The sequence below is a fragment of the Microlunatus parietis genome (genome assembly GCF_013407955.1).
GTDB classification, from domain to species: domain Bacteria; phylum Actinomycetota; class Actinomycetes; order Propionibacteriales; family Propionibacteriaceae; genus Microlunatus; species Microlunatus parietis.
In genome coordinates this window covers 2,667,089-2,689,445 of record NZ_JACCBU010000001.1, presented here as the reverse complement: position 1 = coordinate 2,689,445, position 22,357 = coordinate 2,667,089, and the positions used below count along the sequence as shown (strand labels likewise).

Below are 22,357 nucleotides of genomic sequence, written 5' to 3'. Positions count from 1 at the left end.
CATCTTGGTGTAGGCAACTGAACCGAGGAGGAAACCGAACATGAACGCATCGTCAAAGGCCCGGCTGGAGAGCGTACGGACCGTGGGCATCCCGGTCACCGACCAGGACCGAGCGCTGGAGTTCTACACCGAGGTGCTCGGCTTCGAGAAACTGCTCGACACGCCGCTGCCACAACTCGGCGGCCGCTGGATCGAGGTCGGGCTGCCGCGCTCGGCGACGACGGTCGCGCTGGTCCCGGCGGGCGACGGTCATCCCGCCGGAGTGGACACCGGGATCCGGTTCACCACCGAGGACGCGACCGCGCTGCACACCGATCTCGCCGGTCAGGACGTCGCGGTCGACGAACTGCTGGCCTGGCCCGGCGTGCCGCCGATGTTCGACTTCCGCGATCCCGACGGCAACACGCTGTACGTCAGCGAGGTCCGCTCCGCGCAAGCATGATCACCCGCTGATGATCACTCGACGACCAACTGGGCCGAGGCGTGGCTGCGGATGTAATCCCAGTCGTAGCTCACGCCGAGCCCCGGCCCGGTCGGGACCGGGAAGGTGCCGTCCGGAGCGACGTCGTCCAGATGATCGGAATACCCGCAGGTGTAGACCGGGGCACTGAAGTGTGCGCCGGACGGGCCGACCATGGACAGCTCGTAGTAGTTCGTGTTGCGGATGGCTGCCATGCAGTGCCGCTGCGCCGGGCCAGGGGCGTGCAATTCGACGTCGAGGCCGAGCGCCTCGGCGAAGTGCGCGATCTTCATCGTGCCGGTGATCCCGATGTCGAAGTCCGGATCGGCGCGGACGAAGTCGGTGCCGTCGGCCAGCACGAGATTGGCCAGCGACTCCAGGCCGCGGACGTGCTCGCCGAGCAGCAGCGGGGTCTTGATCAACTCCCGAAGCCGGCGGTGTGAGTGCGCGGCCAGCCCGCCGTCGCTGTACGGATCCTCGTACCAGAAGAAGCCGGCCGCGTCGCAGGCCCGGCCCACCGCCAGGGCATCGGCGAACGTCCGGAAGCTGCAGCCGGAGTCGTGCATCAGCGCCATCCGGCCGCCGACCCGGCGGCCCAGCTCGAGCACGGCGGCGATGTCCCGCTCGATGCCGCCGTCCTGCCAGCCGTGGATCTTGAACGCCCGGTAACCCTTGTCGTAGCAGGCTTCCGCGAAGTCGGCGTACGCCTCGGGGCTGGCCAGACCGCCGGTGTCACCGCCGAACCAAGTGCTGGCGTAGGCCTTCAACCGGTCCCGGCCTCCGCCGAGCAGCGCGGAGACGGACGCACCCAGCCGTCGGCCGGCCAGGTCCCACAGGGCGATGTCGATCACGCCGGCGCCCATCCGGTCCTCCTTGCGGAGCTGCCGCCGGATCCGCTCGTACGCGAGCTCGCGGGCGAAGCAGTCCAGCCCGATCACCGCCCGGGCACAGGCCGCGGCCTGGGCCATCGAGTTGCCCTGGCCGCCGACGTAGCTGCCGACGGCTCCGTCGGCGGTCTCGATCGTCACGGCCATCCGGCTGCGGTGGGTGGTCACTCCGGGCTGGTCGACGCCGCCGGCGACGCCGACCATCGGGTAGCTGAACATGATCAACTCGACCCTGGTGATCTTGGTCGCCGCCGAGGCCGTCGTGTCGCGGGCCGTGGTCTGCTCTGACTGCGCCATCGGATGCCTCCGGGTCTCGGATCTCCGCAGCATCGTAGGCAGGTCGCGCCGGCCGTGACCGGTCTCGTCCTTCCTGCCGGGACATGGTGGTGATCATCATCGGTCACGTACCTTGTCCTGGACGCCCACGACGAGGAGGACGCGACGATGCTCAAGCCCCGGGACACCGCGACCCGCGAGACGATCAAGCTGGACGGCCTGTGGCGGTTCGCCGTCGACCCGGCCGACGGGTCGGAGCCCTGGCGCGGAGCGTTGGCCGGCGATCTCGAGGCGGCGGTGCCGGCCAGCTACAACGACCTGTTCGTCGACCCGGCGATCCGTGATCATGTGGGCTGGGTCTGGTACCAGCGGACCGTGCGGGTGCCGCGGGGCTGGACCGGCGAACGCGTGCTGGTCCGGGTCGACGCCGCCACCCACGCCGGCCGGGTCTACGTCGACGACGCCCTGGTCGCGGAACACTCCGGCGGCTACACGCCGTTCCAGGCCGACGTCACCGAACTGGTCCGGCCGGGCGAAGAGTTCCGGCTCAGCATCGCGGTCAGCGGCGAACTGACCAACACGACGATCCCGCCCGGCCGGGTCGAGACGACCGCGGCCGGCCGGCGCCGGCAGACCTACCTGCACGACTTCTACAACTACGCCGGGCTGCCCCGCTCGGTCTGGCTGCTCAGCGTGCCGCCGGTCCATGTCGAGGATGTCACCGTCACGACGGCGATCGAGGGCACGACCGGCGTGGTCGGCTTCGCGGTCGAGACCGACGGCCCGGCCGAGGTCCGGGTCCGGCTGCTCGACGCGGACGGTGATCAGGTCGCCGAGGCGGCCGGCCCGAGCGGGGAACTGCGGGTGCCGGAGGCGGTCCTCTGGCGGCCCGGCGCCGGCTATCTGTACACGCTGCTGGTCGAGCTCGTCGACGACGCGGTGATCGACAGCTATCCGGTGCCGGTCGGCATCCGTACCGTCGAGGTGCGTGGCACCGAGTTCTTGATCAACGGGGATCCGTTCTATTTCACGGGATTCGGCAAGCACGAGGACTCCGCCGTGCGCGGCAAGGGCCACGACGACGCCTACCTGGTGCACGACTTCCAGCTGCTCGACTGGATCGGCGCGAACTCGTTCCGCACCTCGCACTACCCGTACGCGGAGGAGGTGCTCGACTTCGCCGATCGGCACGGGATCGTGGTGATCGACGAGACGGCCGCGGTCGGCCTGAACCTGGCCATGGGCGGCGGACTGACCGGGCGGCCGCCGCTGCCGACGTTCTCGCCGGAGACGATCAACGACGAGACCCGGGCCGCGCATGCACAGGCGATCCGGGAGTTGATCAACCGGGACAAGAACCACCCGAGCGTCGTGATGTGGTGCCTGACCAACGAGCCGGCCTCCCAGGAGGACGGCGCCCGGGCCTACTTCGAGCCGCTGGCCACCCTGGCCCGCGAGCTCGACCCGACCCGGCCGATCACGTACGCGAACGTGATGTTCGCCGGGCCGGACCAAGATCAGATCGCCGACCTGTTCGACGTGATCTGCCTGAATCGCTACCACGGTTGGTATGTGGCCAACGGCGACCTGGCCTCGGCGGAGGTCAAGCTGGAAGCTGATCTTCGCCGTTGGGTGGAGCGGCACGGCAAGCCGATCATGATGACCGAGTACGGTGCGGACGCGATGCCCGGGCTGCACTCCGTCTGGGACGTGCCGTGGACCGAGGAGTATCAGGCCGACCTGCTCCGGATGTACCACCGGGTCTTCGACAGGATCGACGGCTTCGTCGGCGAACAGGTCTGGAACTTCGCCGACTTCCGGACCGCGCCGGGCATCCACCGGGTGGACGGCAACAAGAAGGGCGTCTTCACCCGCTCCCGCGACCCCAAGGCAGCCGCCCACCTGCTCCGCGAGCGCTGGACCGCGCCGGGCGGCCGCGGCGCACCCCGATGATCACCTGATCGGGCAGCCGTAACGGTTCGGGCGAACGGGCCACGGAGATGTCATGGTCGTGCGAGCCGGCCAGGCCGGACCGGGATCCGGGTCGAGTGCTGGGCATCGTCGGCCTTGTGCTCGCGTTCCTCGTCTCGCTGATCGGGCTGGCGTGCTGCCATGATCGCCGATTGCCTGGTGCCCGGTTCCGGGGTCTACATGGCCGGTGCCCCCCAACGGTCACCTGTCCGGTGCGGTCACGACGATCAGGTCAGGGGGAGGGTGTCCCGCACCTTCCATTCGTACATGCCGTTGTCGCGGTGCTGCTCCAGCAACGTCACCGTGTCGATGATCACCTCGGCCGGTTCGGGTTGGATGCTCTCGACGGCGGCCACCACCTCGGCAGCTGGCTGGTCGGTGTTGACGTAGGCGAAGCTGACGTGCGGCGAGAAGTCGTCGCGCCCCGGCGTCGCTCCGGTGACCGCTCCGGTCAGTTCTCGCAGTTCGGCCCGCAGAACCTCGATCGGCTCGGCCGGAGTCGGAGCCAGCACCACTGCCTCGCCCCAGACCAGGACGCGGTCGAATCGCACTCGGATCGGGCCGAGCCCGGCGATGGCGGACCGGGCGCGGTCGGTCAGCTCCTCGAGTTGATCATCGGAGACCTCGTCGGTGAAGCCGATTCCCTGCAGCGTCAGGTGCAGCCAGGGCCGGGGGATCGGGTCCAGGCCGGCGAACGGGGCCAGCACCGCCTGGTACTCGTCAACCAGGCGGTGCAGTTCGGAATGCCCGTCCCAGGTGAGATGCCAGTAGTAGCCGCGGGTGCCGACCCGCCAGCCCGGCCGCCAGTACCAGTGATTCCGGAGTTGCTCGGCGTGGGTCACCCGGTCAAACTATCCGACCTGCGGGAAATGATCATCGGGAAGGCGCTGGCCCACCGTGAGGTTCAACGGATCGGTGCATACGTGTGGCTTGCCGTCATAGGTCAGTTCACGATCGGCGTAGATGTTGACGTGCGCGTACCGGAACTCATCGGTGTCGTTGGAGTTCGCGGTGTGCGGGGTGTAGCCGTTGTGGAACGTGACATCGCCGGCCTGCAGCGGGAGGGTGACCCGCCGGTGCCAGGTCAGGTCCGGCGCGGCCTCGAACAGGTCGTGCGCGTCGCTCAGGTCGATCGGCCGGATGTCGCGCCGCTCGTGCTGCCCCGGGATGAACGTCATGCAACCCCGCTCGACCGGTACGTCGACCAGGGCGACCCAGGCCGAGAGGCTGTGCCGGCAGTTCGCGTGCGGCCAGTAGGGCGCGTCCTGGTGGAACTCCGTCGGCGCCTGGTTGTGCGGCTTCTTGATCAACAAGTGGTCGTGCCAGATCCGTACCGGCAGGCCGGCCAGTTCGGTCGCCAGCCGGGCCAGCTTCGGGTGCAGGGTGAGATCGCGCAGGGTCTCGTCGGTGGTCCAGACATTGACCACCTGCTTGAAGATCTGGTCGTCCCGGTTCAGGGCGGTGCCGGTCTCGTACTGCTGCTTGGCCGCGTCCCGGAAACGTTCGACCTCCGCCGGGTTGAGCACTCCGGTGATCCGGACGAAACCGTCACGGCGATAGTCGGCGACGGTCTCGGGGTCCAGCAGGTTGGTGTCCGGCGCAGTCGTGGTCATCGCGCGCAGCTCCTTTGCATGCAGGAAGTCGGTGGATCTCCATCCTGGCCTTGTCAGCCCGGCCGAGAACAGGACAGACTCGGCTCGTCCTAGCACGATCCTGCTTCCAGCGGAGGGAACGGGCGCCATGACGCTGCTCCGGCGGGAACCGAACGTGTTCACCGAGGCCGACTATCCGATCCTGGCCGACCGGGTCGCGATCCCCTGTGCCGTCGGCCCGCACATCCACGACTTCATCGAGCTCGCCCTGGTCGTCGCCGGGCGCGCCGTGCACCGGACCGCGGACGGGGACCGGATGATCATTCCCGGTCAGGTCGTCGCGGTCCGGCCGGGCAGCTGGCATGCGTACCTGCGGCCGGAGCGGTGCACCGTGATCAACGTCTACGTCGGGCCGCGGCTGCTGCTGACCGATCTGGCCTGGTGCCTCGCCCATCCCTCGCTGGTACGGCTGCTGCTGCACGGCGGGGCCTCGACGGACGCGCTGGCGCCGGACCGGCTGGCCGAGGTGACCGGCTGGCTTGATCAACTGGCCCGGCCGCGGCGGGACCGCCCGGAACCCGGTCCGGAGGAGGCGATCGTGCGGCGCAGCCTGCTCGGCTGCGCCCTCGGCCGACTGGCGGGCCTGACCATCGCCTCGGCCGGCACGTCCATGATCACCCAGCCGGTCCAGCTCGCCCTGACCGCGATGACCGGCGACCTGGCCCGGCCGTGGACCGTCGCGGAGCTGGCCCGGGCCGCCGCCGTCTCGCCGTCGAGGTTGCACCGCTTGTTCCGGACCGAGGTCGGCAGCACGCCGCTCGGCTGGCTCACCCGGAGCCGGGCCGAACGCTTCGCCGTCCTGCTGCTCGGCAGCGACGACCCGATCGCCGCGATCGGCCGCGCCGTCGGCTGGCCCGACCCGAACTACGCCAGCCGCAGATTCCGCCAGGTCTACGGGATCTCGCCCTCGGACTACCGGCACCGCCTCGCCTTCGACCGGATCGGCTCGTAGCGCCGCGAAGGGCGCCACTACAGTGATCAGCTGTGATGCCGTCGGACCAGGTGCGCCAGTTCTTCGCCGATCGGATGTACGGCGACCCGCCGGCGAATGCGGCCGAGATCACGCCGGCCTGGCGGCTGCTCGAGGAAGGTCCGAGTCCCGATGGCGGCCTCCGGCGCCAGGTCCGCCTCGACCTGACGGCGCCGAAAGGGCCGCCGACACGGATCACCCTGCTGATCCACCTGCCCGACGATGCCTCCGCCGAACGGCCGGCACCGTGCTTCCTCGGGATGAACTTCACCGGCAACCACGCCTGCACGCCCGACCCGGCGGTCCTCGACCTCACCGATCCCGCCGGCGATGCGACCGCGGGCGACCGGATCGGCCCGTCGCTCGCCCGCGACCGTCCCGCCGAGCGGACCGAGCGCGGCGAACAGGCCCACCGGTTCGACTTCGCGGCGATCACCGGTCGCGGGTACGCGTCGGTGACCTGGTGCTACCGGCAACTCGGACCGGACACCCCCGAGGTGTTCGCCACCGGCCCGCACCGGACGCTCGGCGGCTCCCCGTACCAGGAACGCCGCCCGACCGAGTGGGGTGCGATCGGGATCTGGGCCTGGACCATGTCGCGGGTCCTGGACGCCCTCGAGGCTGGGATGGTGCCCGAGATCGACCCGGCCCGGGTGATCGCCCACGGCCACTCCAGGCTCGGCAAGACGGCGCTGTTCTCCGGCGCCTGCGAACCTCGCTGGGCCGCGGTGATCAGCAACGACTCGGGTTGTACGGGAGCGGCTTCGTCGCGTGCCGTGGGCGAGACGCCGCAGCTGCTGGCCGACGTTCGCCCGTACTGGTACACCCCTCGGTTCCAGCAGACCGCCGCGGAGTGGCAGCAGATCCACAACGGCGCACCGCGTGAGATCCCCGACCAGGCCGACCTGCTGGCCCTCGTCGCGCCACGGCCGTTGTACGTGGCCAGTGCGAGCGACGATCCCGGCGCCGACCCGGAAGGGGAGTTCCTTTCCTGGCAAGAGGCCTCGGCCTCCTGGCCGGGTGGCGCCGAGGCGACGGCGGGCGAGTTTCCGTTGCCTGGAACGATTCTGCAGCCCGACGACGTGCCGCTCGGGTATCACCTGCGCGACGGCGGGCACGACGTGATGCCGTTCGACTGGGCTGCGTGGCTCGACTTCGCCGACCGCTGGGTGCGCTGACCCGGCATCGGCCGGGCGACGTGCTCCGCTGCTCAGGGCGCCAGGCCTGGCTGCGCTTCGGCAGGATCCGCGAGCTTGGCCTCGATGCCGCGGTAATGATCATGGATCGCGACCCGAGCCCGATCCGGATCGCCGCTCAGGACGGTCTCGAGGATGGCGGCGTGGCTGCGGTAGGCGGCCAGCGGGGTACGGCCGCGCAGGGGCGGGCTGGCCGCGTGGAAGGCGAGCCAGAACTGGTCGAACAGTCGGAGCAGCATGCTGTTGCCCAGGTCGCGGAAAAGCAACTGGTGGAACCGGCGGTCCTGCTCGGCGAAGCCGGCGCCCCGCTCGGCCAGGTTACGCATCTCGTCCAGGTTCTCCCGGAGCTCGGCGACGGTGCCGGGTGACATGACCCGCATCGCCTCCGCGATCAGGTCGGCCTCCAGGGCCTTGCGCAGGGCGACCAGTTCGCGCAGGGCCCGGTGCTCCTGCAGCAGGCCGTAGTGCAAGTGATCGAACAGCGGCGCGAACGAGAAGCCGCCGACGTAGACGCCGCTGCCGCGCCGGGTCTCCAGGACCCCGATCGACTCCAGCGCCTTGACCGCCTCGCGGACCGAGCTGCGGCTGACCCCGAACAGCCGGGCCAGCTCGGCCTCGGGCTTGAGCGGGTCGCCGGGCCGCAGGCCCTGGTCGAGGATGTAGGCCCGGATCTCCTGCTGTACGACCAGGTGCAGCGGGCGGGCCTGATCCAGTCGCCGGAACGCCGGCCGCGCGTCCTCCTGCTCGACCACGTCCGCGCCACCTCCGGTACCAGAATTTGTAGGATATCTATCAGAATCTTGACGTCCGGGACACCGTAGCCTACGGTCGAAAGCTGTAGGACATCTTGCAGAAACGTGGAGGCCGAAGGAGGCCATCGGTGTCAGGTGGAGCCCTCGGTAGCGCCGTCCGGGACGGGATCGCCGACCGTCGCGCCGGCGCGGCCGCACCCGACCGGGGCCGGCCGGTGCTCGCAGTGCGGGACCTGGTGGTCGAGTTCGCGACGCCGGCGGGCGCGCTGCGCGCGGTCGACGAGATGACCTACGAGGTGTACGGCGGCGAGACGCTCGGAGTGGTCGGGGAGAGCGGCTCGGGCAAGAGCGTCACGGTGCTCGCCGCGCTCGGCCTGCTGCCCCGCTCCACCCTGGACCGGGTCTCTGGCGAGGTGATGCTCGGCGGGATCGACCTGCTCGGGCTGCCGGAGGTCGAGGTGCGGCGCCGGCTCGGGCGGGACGTCGCGATGATCTTCCAGGACGCGATCTCCGCCCTGAACCCGGTCCAGCGGGTCGGTGATCAGATCGCCGAGGCGCTCCGGGTGCACGACCGGGCCCTGACCGCCGGCGCCGCCCGGGACCGGGTCGTTCAGTTGCTTGAACTGGTCGGTGTGCCTCATCCGCAGGCCCGGTACGACCAGTATCCGCACCAGTTCTCCGGCGGCATGTGCCAGCGGGTCATGATCGCGATGGCGATCGCCAACCGGCCCAAGGTGTTGATCGCGGACGAGCCGACGACGGCGCTGGATGTGAGCGTTCAGGCGCAGATCCTCGATGTGCTGCGGTTGGCCCGGGAGGAGACCGGGGCCGGGGTCGTGCTGATCACGCACGACCTGGGCGTCGTCGCCGAGACCGCCGACCGGGTCGCCGTCACCTACGCCGGCCGGATCGTCGAGACCGGCGATGTCACGTCGATCTTCACCCGGCCGCAGCATCCGTACACGGCGGCGTTGCTGCGGGCGCTGCCCCGGCTCAACGGATCCGGGGAGCGGCTGCTGCCGATCCCCGGCCAGCCGCCGGACCTCACCGAACTCCCGCCCGGCTGCGCCTTCGCACCGCGCTGCCCGGTCGCGCGCGGGCGTGATCTCTGCCTGACGACCCGGCCGGAGCTGCGGGCCGACGAAGCCGGCGCAGGCGCGAGCGCCTGTCACTTCCCAGAAGAGGTCGCGGGGCTTCGACAGGCTCAGCCCGCCTCGGAGGGTGAAGGGCTTCGACAGGCTCAGCCCGCGGTGAGCCGTGCGCAGCCCACCTTGGAGGTACGGGAGGCGGTGGCCCGGTTCCCGGTCCGGACCGGGGTGCTGACCCGGGCCGCGTCCTGGGTGCACGCGGTGGACGGGGTCTCGCTGCGGATCCCGGCCGGCGGCACGCTCGGCCTGGTCGGCGAGTCCGGCTGCGGCAAGACGACGCTGGCCCGGCTGGTGCTGCGGCTGGTGGAGCCGACCGGTGGCGTGGTCCTGGTCGAGGGGGAGGACGTCGCCGCGGCGGGCCGGGCGGGGCTGCGGCGGATCCGGCGGCGGGCCCAGCTGGTCTTCCAGGATCCGTACGCCTCGCTGAACCCGCGACTTTCCGTCGGCGACAACGTGGCTGAACCGCTCCGTTTACAAAGCTTGCCCCAGGCGCAAAGGCGGGCCCAGGTCCGCGAACTGTTCGACCGGGTCGGGCTGCGACCCGAGTATGTCGACCGGTTCCCGGCGGAGTTCTCCGGCGGCCAGCGGCAGCGGGTCGCGATCGCCCGGGCGCTGGCCTCGAAGCCGCAGTTGTTGATCTTGGACGAGCCGGTGTCCGCGCTCGACGTGTCGGTCCAGGCCCAGGTGCTGAACCTGCTGGCCGACCTGCAGCGGGAGTCCGGGATGGCCTACCTGTTCGTCAGCCACGACCTGTCGGTGGTCCGCCAGGTCGCCGACGAGGTCGCGGTGATGTACCTCGGCAAGATCGTCGAGTCCGGCCCCGCGGCCCGGGTGTATGACGATCCGCGGCATCCGTACACCCGCTCGCTGCTGGCCTCGGTGCCGGTCCCGGACCCGGTCGGCCGGGAGGACCGGCGCCGGGTGCCGTTGGGCGGCGACGTGCCGAGCCCGGTGAACCCGCCGTCCGGCTGCCGGTTCCGGACCCGGTGCCCGCTCGCCGCGCCCCGCTGCGTCGAGGAGGAGCCCGAACTGCGACCGATCTCCGGCGGGTTCACGGCCTGCCACTTCGCCGAGGAGGTCGCTTCATGATCACCACCACCAACCTTCCGGTCGTCCAGCGACGACGATTCGGTGCGGTGCGCCGGTTCGCGGCGTCCCGCTCCGCGGTCGTCGGCGCGACCGGGCTGACCACGATCGCGCTGCTGGCCCTGCTGGCGCCGGTCGTGGCTCCGTACGACCCGGCCGCCCAGGACGGCACGCCGTTGCTCGGCCCGTCCGGCGCGCACCTGCTCGGCACCGACCAACTCGGCCGGGACATCGCGTCCCGGATGATCCACGGGGCGCGGGCGTCCTTGATCGTCGCGGCCGGTGCCGCCGCGGTCGGGGCCGGGATCGGCGTCCCGCTCGGGCTGGTGGCCGGCTACCTGGGCCGGTGGGCCGACGGCGTCGCGATGCGGGTGGTCGACCTGCTGCTCGCGGTACCCGGGATCCTGCTCGCGTTGGTGATCATCGCGGTGCTCGGTCCGGGCCGGCTGAACCTGATCTTGGCGATCGGCATCGGCGCGATCCCGGAGTTCGCCCGGCTGACCCGGGTGGCGACCCTCGAGCTACGGGAGCGCGACTTCGTCCTGGCGGCCAAGGGGATGGGCGCCAGCACGCCGGACACGATGATCCGCACCGTGCTGCCGAACGTGATCGGCCCGATCCTGGTCCAGTTCGTGATCACCGCGTCGACGGCGGTGGTGGTCGAGGCCGGGCTGAGCTTCCTCGGCCTGGGCACCCCGCCGCCGGCGCCGTCCTGGGGCGGCATGCTGCAGGACGCGCGGTCGTACCTCTATCAGAGCCCGACGTACGGACTGTTCCCCGGCCTCTGTCTGGCCGCGACGGTGTTCTTCCTGGACCGGATCGGACGAGGTCTGCAGCTCGTGGTCGGCGGCGGCCGCCGCGGCACGACCGGCGGCCTGGGCGGGGGTGCGGTGTGACCAGCTACCTGATCCGGCGGCTGCTGCAGTTCGCGGTGGTGCTGGTGCTCGGCTCGATCGCCGTCTGGGCGTTCGTGCTGCTGCTGCCCGGCGATCCGGCCACGGTGCTACTCGGCCCGGACGCCTCCGAGGCGGAGCTGGCCGCGACCCGGGCCCGGATGGGCCTGGACCAGCCCTTCCTGGCGCAGTACGGGGTCTGGCTGAGCCATGCGCTGAGCGGCGATCTCGGGGTCTCCTACTACTCGGGCGAGCCCGTGCTCACCGGACTGCTGGAGCGGATCCCGGCCACCGTGCAGCTGGCCGGTTGCACCCTGGTGCTGACCTTGATCATCGCGGTGCCGGTCGGCATCGTGGTGGCGCTGCGGCCCCGGTCGCTCGCCGGCCGGCTGCTGCAGGGCTATCTCACGGCAGGTTTGGCCGTCCCGGCGTTCTGGCTCGGCCTGTTGTTGATCATCGTGCTCGCGGTCCAGCTGCGCTGGCTGCCCGCCTCCAGCGACTTCGTCCCGATCTGGCAGAACCCGGTCGCCGCCCTGCGCAGCACGATCCTGCCGGCGGCGGCGATCGCGGTCCACACGTCGAGCGTCACCGCCCGGTTCCTGGCCACCTCGCTCGGCGAGGTGATGGGCCAGGACTACATCCGGACCGCCCGGGCCAAGGGTGTGCCGGAGCGGGACGTGATCCGGCGGCACGCCCTGCGCAACGCGGCGCTGCCGACGGTCACCGTGGTCGGGCTGCAGCTCGGCGCCTTCCTCGGCGGCACCGTCGTCATCGAGGCCGTCTTCAACTATCCCGGCCTCGGCCGGCTGCTCTACACCGCGATCGGGGAACGCGACTACGCCCTGGTCCAGGGCGGCGTGCTGTTCGTCGTCGCCACCTTCCTGTTGCTCAACCTGCTGGTCGACGTGATCTACGGCCTGCTCGACCCGCGCATCCGACTCACCTGACTTCTCCTTCACCGCAACTTCACCGCAGAGGGCCCATCATGATCAACTCACCACGAGAGTCCCGTCTCGTCTCCCGCCGCGCCCTGCTCGGCCTCGGTCTGGCGGCCGGCGGCGGGCTCGCGGCCGCACCGCTGCTGGGTGCCTGCGCGCCGGCCACCGAGGGCAGCCCGCCGGGTGCCGCGGGCGGCGGCAAGCTCACCCTCGGGACGACCAAGATCATGCAGTTCGACCCGTACCTCACCAACACCGACATCCACATCCACGCCTTCTACACCTACCTGGTGGACTATCCGACCGACGGCGGCTACGAGGCGATCCCGGCCGGGGCGGAGCAGTGGGAGTTCGCCGATGATCATGGTTCGGTCGCCGTCACGCTGCGGGAGGCGACGTTCCACTCGGGCGCGCCGGTCACGGCCTCCGACGTCGTCGCCGGTGTGCAGCGGGCGCTGGACCCGGACGCCGCGTTCACCCTGGCCCAGCCGTCGGCGTTCATCAAGGCAGCGCAGGCGGTGGACGAACGGACGGTCAAGATCGACTTCTTGGCACCGACCCCGGAGTCGCTGGTGATCGACTGGATGTTCGCCTTCCCGCTGATCCCGGCGGACCGGAACACGGCGGCCCAGTTGGAGCACGAGCCGGCCGGGTCGGGCGCGTTCAAGCTCGGCGAGTTCAAGCGCAACCAGAGCCTGACCTTGATCAAGAACCCGGACTTCTACGACGCCGGCAAGCCGTACCTGGACCAGGTCGACTACCGGTTCTTCACCGACGAGGACGCCCTGGTCGCGGCGCTGGAGTCCGGGTCCGTCGACGGTGCCGCCTACATCGGGTTCCGCCACTCGGCCCGGCTGAAGGACCGGTTCACCCTGGTCGAGGGGAGCGGCCGGATGGTGCTGTTCTTCATGAACGCGACGATGCCGCCGTTCGACAACAAGGTGCTCCGGCAGGCGCTGGCCCGGGCGATCGACCGGGACCGGATCCTGCAGCAGATCAACTTCGGCGTCGGCTCGCCCGTCTACACGGCGTTCATGCCGACGTCGCCCGCGTTCGACGCGGCCTATCTCGACTCGCACGGATTCGATCTTGATGCCGCCGCGAAGCTGCTGGAGCAGTCCGGTGGCGAACGCAAGGCGGTCGCCGGGGTGACCTCCGGCTCGCCGTCGGTGGAGGTGCTGCAGATCATCCAGGCCGACCTGAAGAAGATCGGCTTCGAGCTGGAGATCGCGCCGCAGGAGGAGGCCGCCTACCTGGAGGCGCTGTTCGCCAGCAAGCTGCAGTGCACGGTGGCCAACCAGCCGAACAACCTGCAGAGCCCGTCGCTGATCGCCCGCGGTCGGCAGATGCTGCCCGGCAAGGCGAACGTGATGTTCCGGGACCAGGTGCCGCCCCGGTACGTCAAGGCCGTCGCCGCGGCCGGCTCGGCGGTGACGCCCGATGATCAGCGAGCGGCGTACGCGGAGCTGAACGAGGTGCTGATCGACGAGTCCTGGGCGGTCGGGATCTCGACCCAGCCGTCCCTGTTCGCGCTGCACCAGCGGGTCACTGGCCTGGCCACCGACCCGCGCGACTTCGTCACCCTGATCGAGACCAAGGCCTGAAGGGAATCTCCATGATCGATCTCCGCTATCCCACCGCCGGCGCCGGCATGGCCTTGCTGACGGCCGTCTTCACGCCGTTCGACGCCGACGGCGGGCTGGACCTCGACCCGGTCGCGAAGCAGGCCGATGCGCTGCAGGCGTGGGGCTCGCCCGCTGCCTACATCGGCGGTACGGCCGGCGAGGGTGCCGCGCTGACGACGGACGAGCGGATGGCGCTGGCCGAACGGTGGCTCGAGGTCGCCGACGGCCGCCTCGACGTGATCGTCCACGTCGGGCACGCCAGTCTCGGCGAGTCCCGCCGGCTGGCCGGTCATGCCGAGCGGATCGGGGCCAGGGCGATCTCCGCGGTCGCCCCGTACTTCCACCGGCCGGGCTCGATCGGCGCCCTGGTGGACGCCTGCGCAGCCATCGCCGACGCAGCACCGACGCTGCCGTTCACGTACTACCACATCCCGTCGGTGACCGGCGTGAACCTCAAGGCCAGCGAGGTCCTGATCGCTGCCAGGGAACGGATTCCGACCTTCGCCGGGGTGAAGTTCGCCGACAACGACATGGTGGACCTGCAGCGCTGCCTGCAGCTGGCCGGCGACAGCGGTTCCGAAGTGTTCGTCGGGGTGGCGAAGTTGATCTTGGCCGCCTGGCAGTGGGGTGCCCGGGTGGCGATCGGCTCGGTCTACAACTTCGCCGGCCCGCTGTTCGGCCGGTTGATCGATCACGCCGTCCGCGGTGATCTTGACGAGGCGCGGCGGCTGCAGGTGCTGGCTCAGCAGGTGATCGACACGGCCGCGGCTCCGGCCGGTGAACTGGCCGGCTTCAAGGCCCTCGGCTCGGTGTACGGGGTCGACTGCGGGCCGGTCCGGGCGCCGCTGAGCTCGGTCGATCCGGAGCAGCTGGCCGCGCTGCGGGCCGAGGTGACCCGGCTCGGTTTCGGAGCCGGCTGATGCCACCGAACGTGCTGATCATCCAGGCCGACCAGTTCCGGGCGGACTGTCTCGGCGCGGCCGGCCATCCGGACGTCCGCACGCCGGCGCTGGACCGGCTGGCCGCGGACGGCGTCCGCTTTCGCAACGCCTACAGCACGTTCCCGGTCTGCACGCCGTCGCGCTATTCGCTGCTGTCCGGACTGCAGGTACGCCAGCACGGCGGCTGGACCAACCGGTGCACCCTCGCGCCGGGGATCGACACCTTTCCGCGGGCGCTGCGCCGGGCCGGCTACCGGACGGCCGCGGTCGGCAAGATGCACTTCACACCGACCTATCTCGACGTCGGGTACGACAAGCTGGAGTTGGCCGAGCAGGACGGCCCGGGCCGCTACGACGACGACTATCACCGGGAGTTGGCGGCGGCCGGGCTGGCGCCGGTGACCGATCTGGTCGACCAAGAATGGGAGTTCCGGGACCAGGCGCCCGGCTCGTACTGGGAGACGTACGGCAGCGGGACGTCCGACCTGCCCGAGGCGTGGCACTCGACCACCTGGATCGGCGAGCGGGCCCGGCGGGCCGTGGCCGGCTGGTCCGCCAAAACCGGCGAACTGCTGCACGTGTCGTTCGTGAAGCCGCACCACCCGTTCGACCCGCCGGCAGGCTGGGCCGAGGCCTACGACCCGGACGCCCTGACCCTGCTGCCCGGCTGGACCGCCGGGATCCCGGCGGCCGACGAACGCTACCGGCAGCGCTACTTCGACTACGGCCCACTGACCGAGCCGATCCTGCGCCGGGTGATGGCGCATTACTACGCCACGATCACCCAGCTCGATCACCAGGTCGGGCTGCTGCTGGACGAGCTGCGCCGGCGCGGGCGCTACGACGACACCTTGATCATCTTCACCGCAGATCACGGCGAGTATCTGGGCTTCCACCACCTGCTGCTCAAGGACGGGCCGATGTACGACCCGGTGATCAAGGTGCCACTGGTGATCAAGTTCCCCGGCTCCCGGCGGTCCGGCGAGGTCAATGATCGGCTGGTGTCCATGATCGACGTCGCGCCGACCGTCCTGACGGCCTGCCGGGCCGAGCCGGAGAATCCCTGGCCGGGAAGGGATCTGGCGGATCCGGCCGCCGGTCATCGGTACGTGTTCGCGGAGGATCGCCGACAGGAGCGGGCGATCATGATCAGGTCCGAGCGGTACAAGCTGCTCTGGTCCGACGCCGCCGGCAAGTCGCTGTTCGATCTGGTCGCCGACCCGTACGAGTTCACCGATCTGGCCGCCGACCCGGCCCACGCCGAAGCCCTGGCCGAGCTGCGGGAGGCCCGAGCACGGTGGGCGCTGCACGAGGCGACGCCGCCGACCTACCTGGACCCCGCCGCCCCGGTCCGGGCCGAACTCACCGACGGCCGGGCGGAACGCCGAGACCTGTTCGCCACCGCGGTCGCCCGAGCGCTGGCCCCCGACCCCGCTTGACCCGAATCGATTCGAGGAGAGCCAATGAAGCTGACCAACCGGAGTGGGATGCTCCGCCGGACCGGCCGGCTGGCGGCGGTGCTCGTCGCCGCACTCGCCGCCGTCGCGGTGTTCATCCCGACCCAGTCCCCATCCGCCGATGCGGCACCGACGACGGCCGACCCGTTCCGGGCGACGACGACGATCGTGTTCGACGACCCGAACGTGCCGACCGGCTGTCACCGGATCCCCGCCATCGTGCGGGCCGCGGACGGGTCGCTGCTGGCCTTCGCCGAGCACCGGCTGGACAGCTGCCAGGACAAGTCCGACATCGCGACGGTGGTCCGGCGGCTGCCGGCCGGCGCCACCGAGTGGCTGCCGGAGAAGACCGTGGTCCGCGGCGAGGACGACGACCCGCAGGCCGCGGCGACCCGGGGCAACGCGGCGCCGGTGGTGTACCGCAAGCTGCCCGGTGCACCGCAGACCGACGTCCCGGACGGCCGGGTGGTGCTGCTGGGCACCCACAACCCGCTGGACCAGGCCACGGCACCGCGGACCCCGTATCTGGTCTACAGCGATGACCACGGCGAGACCTGGAGCCGGCCCCGGTTCCTGCCCGAACTGGACGATCCGTCCTGGGGGCACTACGCGACCGGGCCGGTGCACGCCATCCAGCTGACCCGCGGCGAGCACGCCGGGCGGCTGGTGGTCGGCGTCAACTACGTGCCCGCCGGCGTCCGCGGCGCGATGATCGTCTACAGCGACGACGGCGGCGTGACCTGGCACCGCGGGGCCCGGGCCGAGTATCCGCTGGCGGACCAGTTGATCCCCCAGGAGATGAGCCTGGTCGAGAAGGCCAACGGCGACCTCTACGTGTGGGCCCGGCAGAACTGGACCGGCGGCACCGACGAGGAGGAGGCCGACCCGAACCTCCGGCCGCACCGGGCGTTCGCGATCAGCAAGGACGCCGGCGAGAGCTACGCCGGTGACTTCACGCTGCTCCGCGGCTTCGAGGCGCCGCCGGTCCAGTCGGCGGTGCTGCGGCTGCGGGCCACCGACGAGGGCGACGCGTACAACCGGATCGTGACCTCCGCCGCCTCGGTCAACACCAACCCACGGAGCCGGATGACCCTCCGCTCGTCGTTCGACGAGGGCCTCAGCTGGCAGACCGTGGACACCCCGGCCCGCTCGACCGACGAGGGCGTCCAGGTCTGGGGCACCAACGACCGCAGCGTCTCCGTCGAGGACTGCCACTGCTTCGGCGGCTACTCCGATCTGGTCGAGCTCGCCGACGGCCGGATCGGGCTGCTCTACGAACGCACCAGGTCCGGCTGCTGGTCCATCCGGACCTGCGCCGGGACCACCGACCACCACGCCCAGATCGCGTTCGTCGTGCTCGACGACCGGGACCTGCACACGCCGTCGACCACCGCGGATCTGGCCGGCCGCCGCGCCCTCGTCTTCGACGGCGTCAGTACGACCGGCGGCGTGACCGGCCGGGCGCTGGCCTTCGACGGGCAGCAGGGGCGGGTCCAGCTGCCGTACCGGAACACTCCGGTGCTGAGCACCGGTGACTTCACCGTCTCGACCTGGATCCGGTACGGCGACGGCACCCGGAACCAGACGATCGTCTGGGCGTACGGGACCGACGGCAAGCCCCAGGTGTCGCTGACCGCCGAACCGGGCAGCGACCGGCTGGTCGGCACCGCGGCCACCGCGTCCGGCACGACCACGGTCACCTCCGCCGGCGCGTATGCCGACGACCGCTGGCACCACGTCGCGCTCCGCCGGCACGGTGGCACGGTCGAGTTGTACGTGGACGGCGCCCGGGTCGGCGCGGCCGACGGCGAGGCGGGCGCGACCAGTGGCGACGACCCGACCCCGATCTACCTCGGCCAGCGGCTGGACGGCGGCGTCCGGTACCACGGCAGCCTGGACGAGTTCCGGATCTACGACCGGGCCCTGAGCCCCGCCGAGCTGGCCCGGTTGCGGAACGGCCAGGGCCACGGCCTCCGGGGGCTCACCGCCCACCTGGCCCTGGACGCGATCATTCCGCCGCGGCCATGATCACGAACCGAGCGAAGAAGTCAGGAGCATCGACCGTGCCGCATCCCCGAAGGCCCCACTTCCGGGTGGCTCTGCTCGCCCTCGTCGGCGCCGCCGCCCTGCTGCCGCTGCCGGGCCCGACCGCGCAGGCGGCCGGGCCGGTCGACCCGTACGCCGACCGGACCACTGTGCTGTTCGGCACCTCGCACGTGCCGTCCGGCTGCTACCGGATCCCGGCGATCATCCGCGGCGCGGACGGTTCGCTGCTGGCGTTCGCCGAGCACCGGTTCCACACCTGCGCCGACAAGTCCAACATCGAGACCGTGGTCCGGCGGTTGCCGCCGGGAGCGACGGAATGGGGGCCGATCGAGACCGTGGTCCGCGGCGAGCCGGGCGATCCGACGGCTCCGGCGACCCGAGGCAACCCGGGCCCTGTCGTGTACCGCAAGCTGCCCGGTGCTCTCCGGGTCGATGCCCCGGACGGCCGGATTGTCATGCTCGGCATGCACAATCCGGTCGACCCGGCCAACCCCGGCGGCAACCAGCGGACCGCGCCGCGGACCCCGTACGTGCTGCACAGCGACGACCACGGGGCGACCTGGACGCCGCCGCGGCTGCAGCCCCAGCTCGACGATCCGTCCTGGGGCCACTACGCGACCGGGCCGGTGCACGCGATCCAGCTCACCCGCGGTGATCATCGGGGCCGGCTGATCGCGGGCATCAACTACAACGACGACACCGGTTCCGGCGCGATGTTGATCTTCAGCGATGACGCCGGGATCACCTGGCAGCGCGGCGCGCACGCGCACTACACCAAGGCCCAGCAGCTGATTCCGCAGGAACTCAGTCTGGTCGAGCTGGTCAACGGCGACGTGATGGTGTGGGCCCGGCAGGAGTGGCACGGCGGCATCCCCGAGGAGGAGGCCGACCCGAACGTCCGGCCGCACCGGGCGATCGCGCTCAGCAAGGACGGCGGCGCGACCTATCACCGGGACTACCGACTGGTGCGCGGCTACGAGGCGCCGTGGATCCAGTCGTCGTCGCTGCGGTTCGGCGCCACCGACACCGGCGGAGCGTTCAACCGGATTCTCACCATGGCGCCGTCGGTGAACACCGAGCCGCGGATCCGGCCGACGATCCGGGCGACGTTCGACGAGGGGCTGAGCTGGCAGGGCGTGGACACCCCGAGCGACTCGACCGACGAAGGCCTCCAGGTGTACGGCAGCAATGACCGCAGCCTGTCCGTCGAGGAATGCGCCTGCTACGGCGGTTACTCGGACATGGTCGAGCTGGCCGACGGTGGCCTGGGCCTGCTCTACGAGCGCGGCCCGACCGATTACCGGTCCGAGATCGCCTTCGTCCGGCTCGACGCACGGGACCTGCCGACGCCGGCGTCGACGCCTGACCTGCCGGGCCGCTCGGCGCTGGTCTTCGACGGGGTCGGCGCCACCAAGGGCCGGTTCGGGCGGGCGTTCGCCTTCGACGGCGAGCGCGGCCGGGTGCAGTTGCCGTACCGGACGATGCCGGTGCTCGGCCCGGGCGACTTCACCGTCTCGACCTGGATCCGGTATGACGACGCGAGCCGGAACCAGGCCCTCTTCTGGGCGTACGGCATCAACGGCGCCCCGGAGGTCTGGCTGCGCGCCGAACCCGGCGCGAATCGGCTCCGCGGCACCGTGACCACGCCGTCCGGCTCGGCCACGGTCACCTCGACGGGTGCGTACGCGGACGGCCGGTGGCACCACGTCGCGCTGCAGCGGCTGGGCGGCACGGTCACCCTGCACGTCGACGGGGACCGGGTCGCGGAGGCGGCCGGCGCCGCGGGTCCGGTCAGCGGCGACGACCCGACCCCGATCTACCTCGGCCAGCGGCTCGACGGGGCGGACCGGTTCCACGGATCCCTGGACGAGTTCCGGATCTATGACCGGGCGCTGAGCGAGGTCGAGCTGAGTGCCCTCCGCACCGGCGACGCAGACCGGCTCCGCGGCCTTACCGCGCGGCTGGCGATGGACGCGATCGTCCCGGCCGCCCGTCGGCCCGGGTGAGTCAGTCGCGGAGGCGGTCCTCGATGCCGGTGTAGTGCTGCTGGACCGCCTGCTGCGCCTGCCGGAGATCGCCCGCGACGACGGCGTCCAGGATCGCGACGTGGTTCTGGCAGACCTCGGCCGGTTCGCGGCCCGGCATCGCCGGTGCGGCCCGGTTGTACGCCATCCAGAACAGGTCGAACAGCTGCAGCAGCATCGCGTTGCCGAGGTCGCGGAACAGCAACCGGTGGAACTCCCGGTCCTGGTCGGCGAACGACTGGCCGGCCTCGGCGAGCCGGCTCATCTCGGCCAGCACCTCCCGCATCGCCTGCTCGGTCTCGGGTTTCATCGCCGCCATCGCGTCGCCGATCATGGCCGATTCGAGCGCCTTCCGCAGCGCCACCAGCTCCCGCAGCGCCCGGCCGCCGTGCATCAGTCCGTACGGAAGATGATCAAGGAGCGGTGCGAACGAGAAGTCCCGGACGTAGACCCCGCTGCCGCGCCGCGTCTCCAGGACGCCGGTGGACTCCAGTGCCTTCACGGCCTCCCGGACCGAGTTCCGGCTCACCCCGAACTCCCGGGCCAGCTCCGCCTCGGGCTTGATCGGGTCACCCGGCCCGAGCCGGTTGGCGACGATGAAGTTCCGGATCTCCTCCTGCACGGTCTGGTGCAGCGGCGCCGCCGTTCCCAGTCGGCGAAACGTCGCGCCCCTGGCCTCCCGGTCAGCCATCCCCACCTCCGGTCGTCCCCGATGTCAATGAGCCTGCAGCGTAACGCTCCGATCCCGCCTTTCGACTCCGATCAGATCTGTAGGATATCTTGCAGTCCCGGCGTCGGCCGTTCCGGGACCGGTTTGATCATGAAGACTGCACCAGCGATGTGCCCGGGCGGCGTGGTGGTCGACTGAAGGTCGTATCCGGCCCGCCGATAGAAGCGAATGTTGCGCTCGCTCCTACCACCGGTGAAGAGGATGTATTGGCGGGCACTCTCGGGAGCAGCCTGCACCCAGCAGCAGCGCTGGAGCCCTGAGGCCTGGAATTCGACCACCAGTCGGATCAAAGCTTTCGACACGCCGCGGGAACCGGAGGCGAGCGGCGACTTGGGGTCGAGTTCCAGGGCCTTAGGATCGTGACCATGATCATCGACGCTCACCAGCACATCTGGGACCTGGACCGCGTCCAGTACGACTGGCTGGGGCCGGCGGCGGGCCCGATCTTCCGGACGTTCACCCAGGACGACGCGAACGCCGAGCTCAAGGAAGCGGGCGTCGACGGGTCGGTGCTGGTGCAGGCGGCGGACAACGCCGAGGACACCGACTACATGCTGGCGGCGGCTCATGATCATCGCGAGGTGGTCGCGGTGGTCGGGTACCTGCCGCTGGAACATCCGGACCGGGTCGCGGCTGGCATCGAACGGCTGGCCGGTGATCCGTTGGTCGTCGGGATCCGCAACCTCATCCATGATCGCGAGGACCCGGACTTCCTGATCTTGCCCGAGGTGATCGAGAGCCTCGGCCTGCTGGCCCGGGCCGGGTTGGCGTACGACGTCGTCGCGGTGCTGCCGCGGCACCTGGAGCACGTGTCCACCCTGGCCGAACGGCACCCCGACCTGCGGTTGATCATCGACCATCTGGCCAAGCCGCCGATCGATGATCATGGTCCGTTCGGCGCCGCCGCGGACGGCCGCTGGACGGAGTTGATCACCCGCGCCGCCGAGTATCCCAACGTCTTCGCCAAGCTCTCCGGCCTCTATCCGGTACGGGATCCGCAGGACTGGACCACCGCCGCGCTCCGCCCGTTCGTCGACCAGGCGCTCGCCGCCTTCGGCCCGGCCCGGCTGATGTACGGCGGCGACTGGCCGGTCTCGATCACCGCCGGCGGCTACCAGCGCACCTGGCAGGGCCTCCGGCCCCTGATCGACGCCCTGCCCCCGGCCGACCGAGCTCGCGTCCTCGCCGGCACCGCGATCGAGGTCTACCGGATCGACTCCGACCGCCTCGACGCTCTCACCTAGGACCGGTGTCGTCAGAACTCCTCAACTCGAGTGCTGGAGCGTCATACGGCCTCCAGCGTTC

Annotated in this window: 19 protein-coding genes; 13 read left to right on the top strand and 6 right to left on the bottom strand. The window is 70.9% G+C overall.

The genetic code is table 11. From position 1 onward, the window contains the following. Nucleotides 1–40: 40 nt before the first annotated feature. A complete protein-coding gene (locus tag BKA15_RS12825; RefSeq protein ID WP_179751312.1) occupies nt 41–442 on the top strand; it encodes a VOC family protein in 402 nt (133 codons plus the stop codon). A 14-nt stretch (nt 443–456) separates the two neighbouring features. Here the strand turns inward: BKA15_RS12825 and BKA15_RS12820 are convergent, their stop codons facing one another. Next, nucleotides 457–1,644: an enolase C-terminal domain-like protein gene (locus tag BKA15_RS12820; protein WP_179751310.1), complete on the bottom strand. Its 1,188-nt coding sequence runs from the start codon at nt 1,642–1,644 to the stop codon at nt 457–459. A 147-nt stretch (nt 1,645–1,791) separates the two neighbouring features. Between BKA15_RS12820 and uidA the strand changes: the two genes are divergently transcribed. Then, nucleotides 1,792–3,576, top strand: coding sequence for a beta-glucuronidase (gene uidA / locus BKA15_RS12815; protein ID WP_179751308.1), 1,785 nt, complete (start codon nt 1,792–1,794; stop codon nt 3,574–3,576). A gap of 245 nt (nt 3,577–3,821) precedes the next feature. On the opposite strand, the gene BKA15_RS12810 is transcribed toward uidA, so the two are convergent. Together BKA15_RS12810 and BKA15_RS12805 are read right to left on the bottom strand one after the other, a co-directional pair. Beyond that, on the bottom strand, nt 3,822–4,436 hold the full coding sequence (locus BKA15_RS12810; protein ID WP_179751306.1) for a 2'-5' RNA ligase family protein: 615 nt from the start codon (nt 4,434–4,436) through the stop codon (nt 3,822–3,824). Between the two features lie 9 nt (nt 4,437–4,445). Then, nucleotides 4,446–5,207 carry a phytanoyl-CoA dioxygenase family protein gene (locus tag BKA15_RS12805; RefSeq protein ID WP_179751304.1) on the bottom strand — a complete coding sequence of 254 codons (762 nt, stop codon included), beginning with the start codon at nt 5,205–5,207 and terminating at the stop codon, nt 4,446–4,448. Nucleotides 5,208–5,334: 127 nt separating this feature from the next. Between BKA15_RS12805 and BKA15_RS12800 the strand changes: the two genes are divergently transcribed. Together BKA15_RS12800 and BKA15_RS12795 are read left to right on the top strand one after the other, a co-directional pair. Next, the gene (locus tag BKA15_RS12800; protein WP_179751302.1) at nt 5,335–6,198 is read left to right on the top strand and encodes a helix-turn-helix transcriptional regulator; all 864 of its coding nucleotides are present in this window, start codon (nt 5,335–5,337) and stop codon (nt 6,196–6,198) included. A 35-nt stretch (nt 6,199–6,233) separates the two neighbouring features. Continuing rightward, a complete protein-coding gene (locus BKA15_RS12795) occupies nt 6,234–7,394 on the top strand; it encodes a glucuronyl esterase domain-containing protein (protein WP_376766829.1) in 1,161 nt (386 codons plus the stop codon). Between the two features lie 32 nt (nt 7,395–7,426). On the opposite strand, the gene BKA15_RS12790 is transcribed toward BKA15_RS12795, so the two are convergent. Beyond that, nucleotides 7,427–8,164, bottom strand: a complete 738-nt coding sequence (locus BKA15_RS12790; RefSeq protein ID WP_218871280.1) for a FadR/GntR family transcriptional regulator — start codon at nt 8,162–8,164, stop codon at nt 7,427–7,429. A gap of 128 nt (nt 8,165–8,292) precedes the next feature. On the opposite strand from BKA15_RS12790, the gene BKA15_RS12785 reads away from it, so the two are divergent. The 8 genes from BKA15_RS12785 to BKA15_RS12750 are packed head-to-tail and all read left to right on the top strand — an operon-like array spanning nt 8,293 to nt 20,304. Next, complete coding sequence (locus BKA15_RS12785) at nt 8,293–10,401, top strand: dipeptide ABC transporter ATP-binding protein (RefSeq protein ID WP_218871278.1); 2,109 nt, start codon at nt 8,293–8,295, stop codon at nt 10,399–10,401. After that, nucleotides 10,398–11,294: an ABC transporter permease gene (locus BKA15_RS12780; RefSeq protein WP_179751296.1), complete on the top strand. Its 897-nt coding sequence runs from the start codon at nt 10,398–10,400 to the stop codon at nt 11,292–11,294. Before BKA15_RS12785 ends, BKA15_RS12780 begins: the two co-directional genes overlap by 4 nt. Beyond that, complete coding sequence (locus BKA15_RS12775) at nt 11,291–12,238, top strand: ABC transporter permease (protein ID WP_179751294.1); 948 nt, start codon at nt 11,291–11,293, stop codon at nt 12,236–12,238. The genes BKA15_RS12780 and BKA15_RS12775 overlap by 4 nt, the downstream gene beginning before the upstream one ends. 38 nt (nt 12,239–12,276) lie before the next feature. Further along, nucleotides 12,277–13,833 carry an ABC transporter substrate-binding protein gene (locus tag BKA15_RS12770; protein WP_179751292.1) on the top strand — a complete coding sequence of 519 codons (1,557 nt, stop codon included), beginning with the start codon at nt 12,277–12,279 and terminating at the stop codon, nt 13,831–13,833. Nucleotides 13,834–13,844: 11 nt separating this feature from the next. Beyond that, complete coding sequence (locus BKA15_RS12765) at nt 13,845–14,774, top strand: dihydrodipicolinate synthase family protein (RefSeq protein WP_179751290.1); 930 nt, start codon at nt 13,845–13,847, stop codon at nt 14,772–14,774. Further along, nucleotides 14,774–16,234: a sulfatase-like hydrolase/transferase gene (locus tag BKA15_RS12760; protein WP_179751288.1), complete on the top strand. Its 1,461-nt coding sequence runs from the start codon at nt 14,774–14,776 to the stop codon at nt 16,232–16,234. The genes BKA15_RS12765 and BKA15_RS12760 overlap by 1 nt, the downstream gene beginning before the upstream one ends. A 24-nt stretch (nt 16,235–16,258) precedes the next feature. Beyond that, entirely contained in the window at nt 16,259–18,280 is a 2,022-nt protein-coding gene (locus tag BKA15_RS12755) for a sialidase family protein (protein ID WP_179751286.1), read from the top strand. Nucleotides 18,281–18,315: 35 nt separating this feature from the next. Beyond that, nucleotides 18,316–20,304 carry a LamG-like jellyroll fold domain-containing protein gene (locus BKA15_RS12750; protein WP_179751284.1) on the top strand — a complete coding sequence of 663 codons (1,989 nt, stop codon included), beginning with the start codon at nt 18,316–18,318 and terminating at the stop codon, nt 20,302–20,304. A 1-nt stretch (nt 20,305) separates the two neighbouring features. Here the strand turns inward: BKA15_RS12750 and BKA15_RS12745 are convergent, their stop codons facing one another. Both BKA15_RS12745 and BKA15_RS12740 read right to left on the bottom strand, forming a co-directional pair. Further along, nucleotides 20,306–21,013 (bottom strand): FadR/GntR family transcriptional regulator, encoded by a 708-nt coding sequence (locus BKA15_RS12745; RefSeq protein WP_218871277.1) that lies wholly within the window; start codon nt 21,011–21,013, stop codon nt 20,306–20,308. 71 nt (nt 21,014–21,084) lie between these two features. After that, complete coding sequence (locus BKA15_RS12740; protein WP_179751282.1) at nt 21,085–21,435, bottom strand: hypothetical protein; 351 nt, start codon at nt 21,433–21,435, stop codon at nt 21,085–21,087. Between BKA15_RS12740 and BKA15_RS12735 the strand changes: the two genes are divergently transcribed. Next, entirely contained in the window at nt 21,418–22,296 is an 879-nt protein-coding gene (locus BKA15_RS12735; protein ID WP_179751280.1) for an amidohydrolase family protein, read from the top strand. The genes BKA15_RS12740 and BKA15_RS12735 overlap by 18 nt on opposite strands. Nucleotides 22,297–22,357: the final 61 nt, after the last annotated feature.

What these genes read in the sequence shown, in the direction of transcription:
- BKA15_RS12760 (WP_179751288.1), top strand. Translation starts at nt 14,774, where the DNA reads ATGCCACCGAACGTGCTGATCATCCAGGCCGACCAGTTCCGGGCGGAC.
- BKA15_RS12820 (WP_179751310.1), bottom strand. Translation starts at nt 1,644, where the DNA reads ATGGCGCAGTCAGAGCAGACCACGGCCCGCGACACGACGGCCTCGGCG.
- BKA15_RS12745 (WP_218871277.1), bottom strand. Translation starts at nt 21,013, where the DNA reads ATGGCTGACCGGGAGGCCAGGGGCGCGACGTTTCGCCGACTGGGAACG.
- uidA (WP_179751308.1), top strand. Translation starts at nt 1,792, where the DNA reads ATGCTCAAGCCCCGGGACACCGCGACCCGCGAGACGATCAAGCTGGAC.
- BKA15_RS12795 (WP_376766829.1), top strand. Translation starts at nt 6,234, where the DNA reads ATGCCGTCGGACCAGGTGCGCCAGTTCTTCGCCGATCGGATGTACGGC.
- BKA15_RS12780 (WP_179751296.1), top strand. Translation starts at nt 10,398, where the DNA reads ATGATCACCACCACCAACCTTCCGGTCGTCCAGCGACGACGATTCGGT.
- BKA15_RS12735 (WP_179751280.1), top strand. Translation starts at nt 21,418, where the DNA reads ATGATCATCGACGCTCACCAGCACATCTGGGACCTGGACCGCGTCCAG.
- BKA15_RS12765 (WP_179751290.1), top strand. Translation starts at nt 13,845, where the DNA reads ATGATCGATCTCCGCTATCCCACCGCCGGCGCCGGCATGGCCTTGCTG.
- BKA15_RS12755 (WP_179751286.1), top strand. Translation starts at nt 16,259, where the DNA reads ATGAAGCTGACCAACCGGAGTGGGATGCTCCGCCGGACCGGCCGGCTG.
- BKA15_RS12805 (WP_179751304.1), bottom strand. Translation starts at nt 5,207, where the DNA reads ATGACCACGACTGCGCCGGACACCAACCTGCTGGACCCCGAGACCGTC.
- BKA15_RS12825 (WP_179751312.1), top strand. Translation starts at nt 41, where the DNA reads ATGAACGCATCGTCAAAGGCCCGGCTGGAGAGCGTACGGACCGTGGGC.
- BKA15_RS12800 (WP_179751302.1), top strand. Translation starts at nt 5,335, where the DNA reads ATGACGCTGCTCCGGCGGGAACCGAACGTGTTCACCGAGGCCGACTAT.
- BKA15_RS12770 (WP_179751292.1), top strand. Translation starts at nt 12,277, where the DNA reads ATGATCAACTCACCACGAGAGTCCCGTCTCGTCTCCCGCCGCGCCCTG.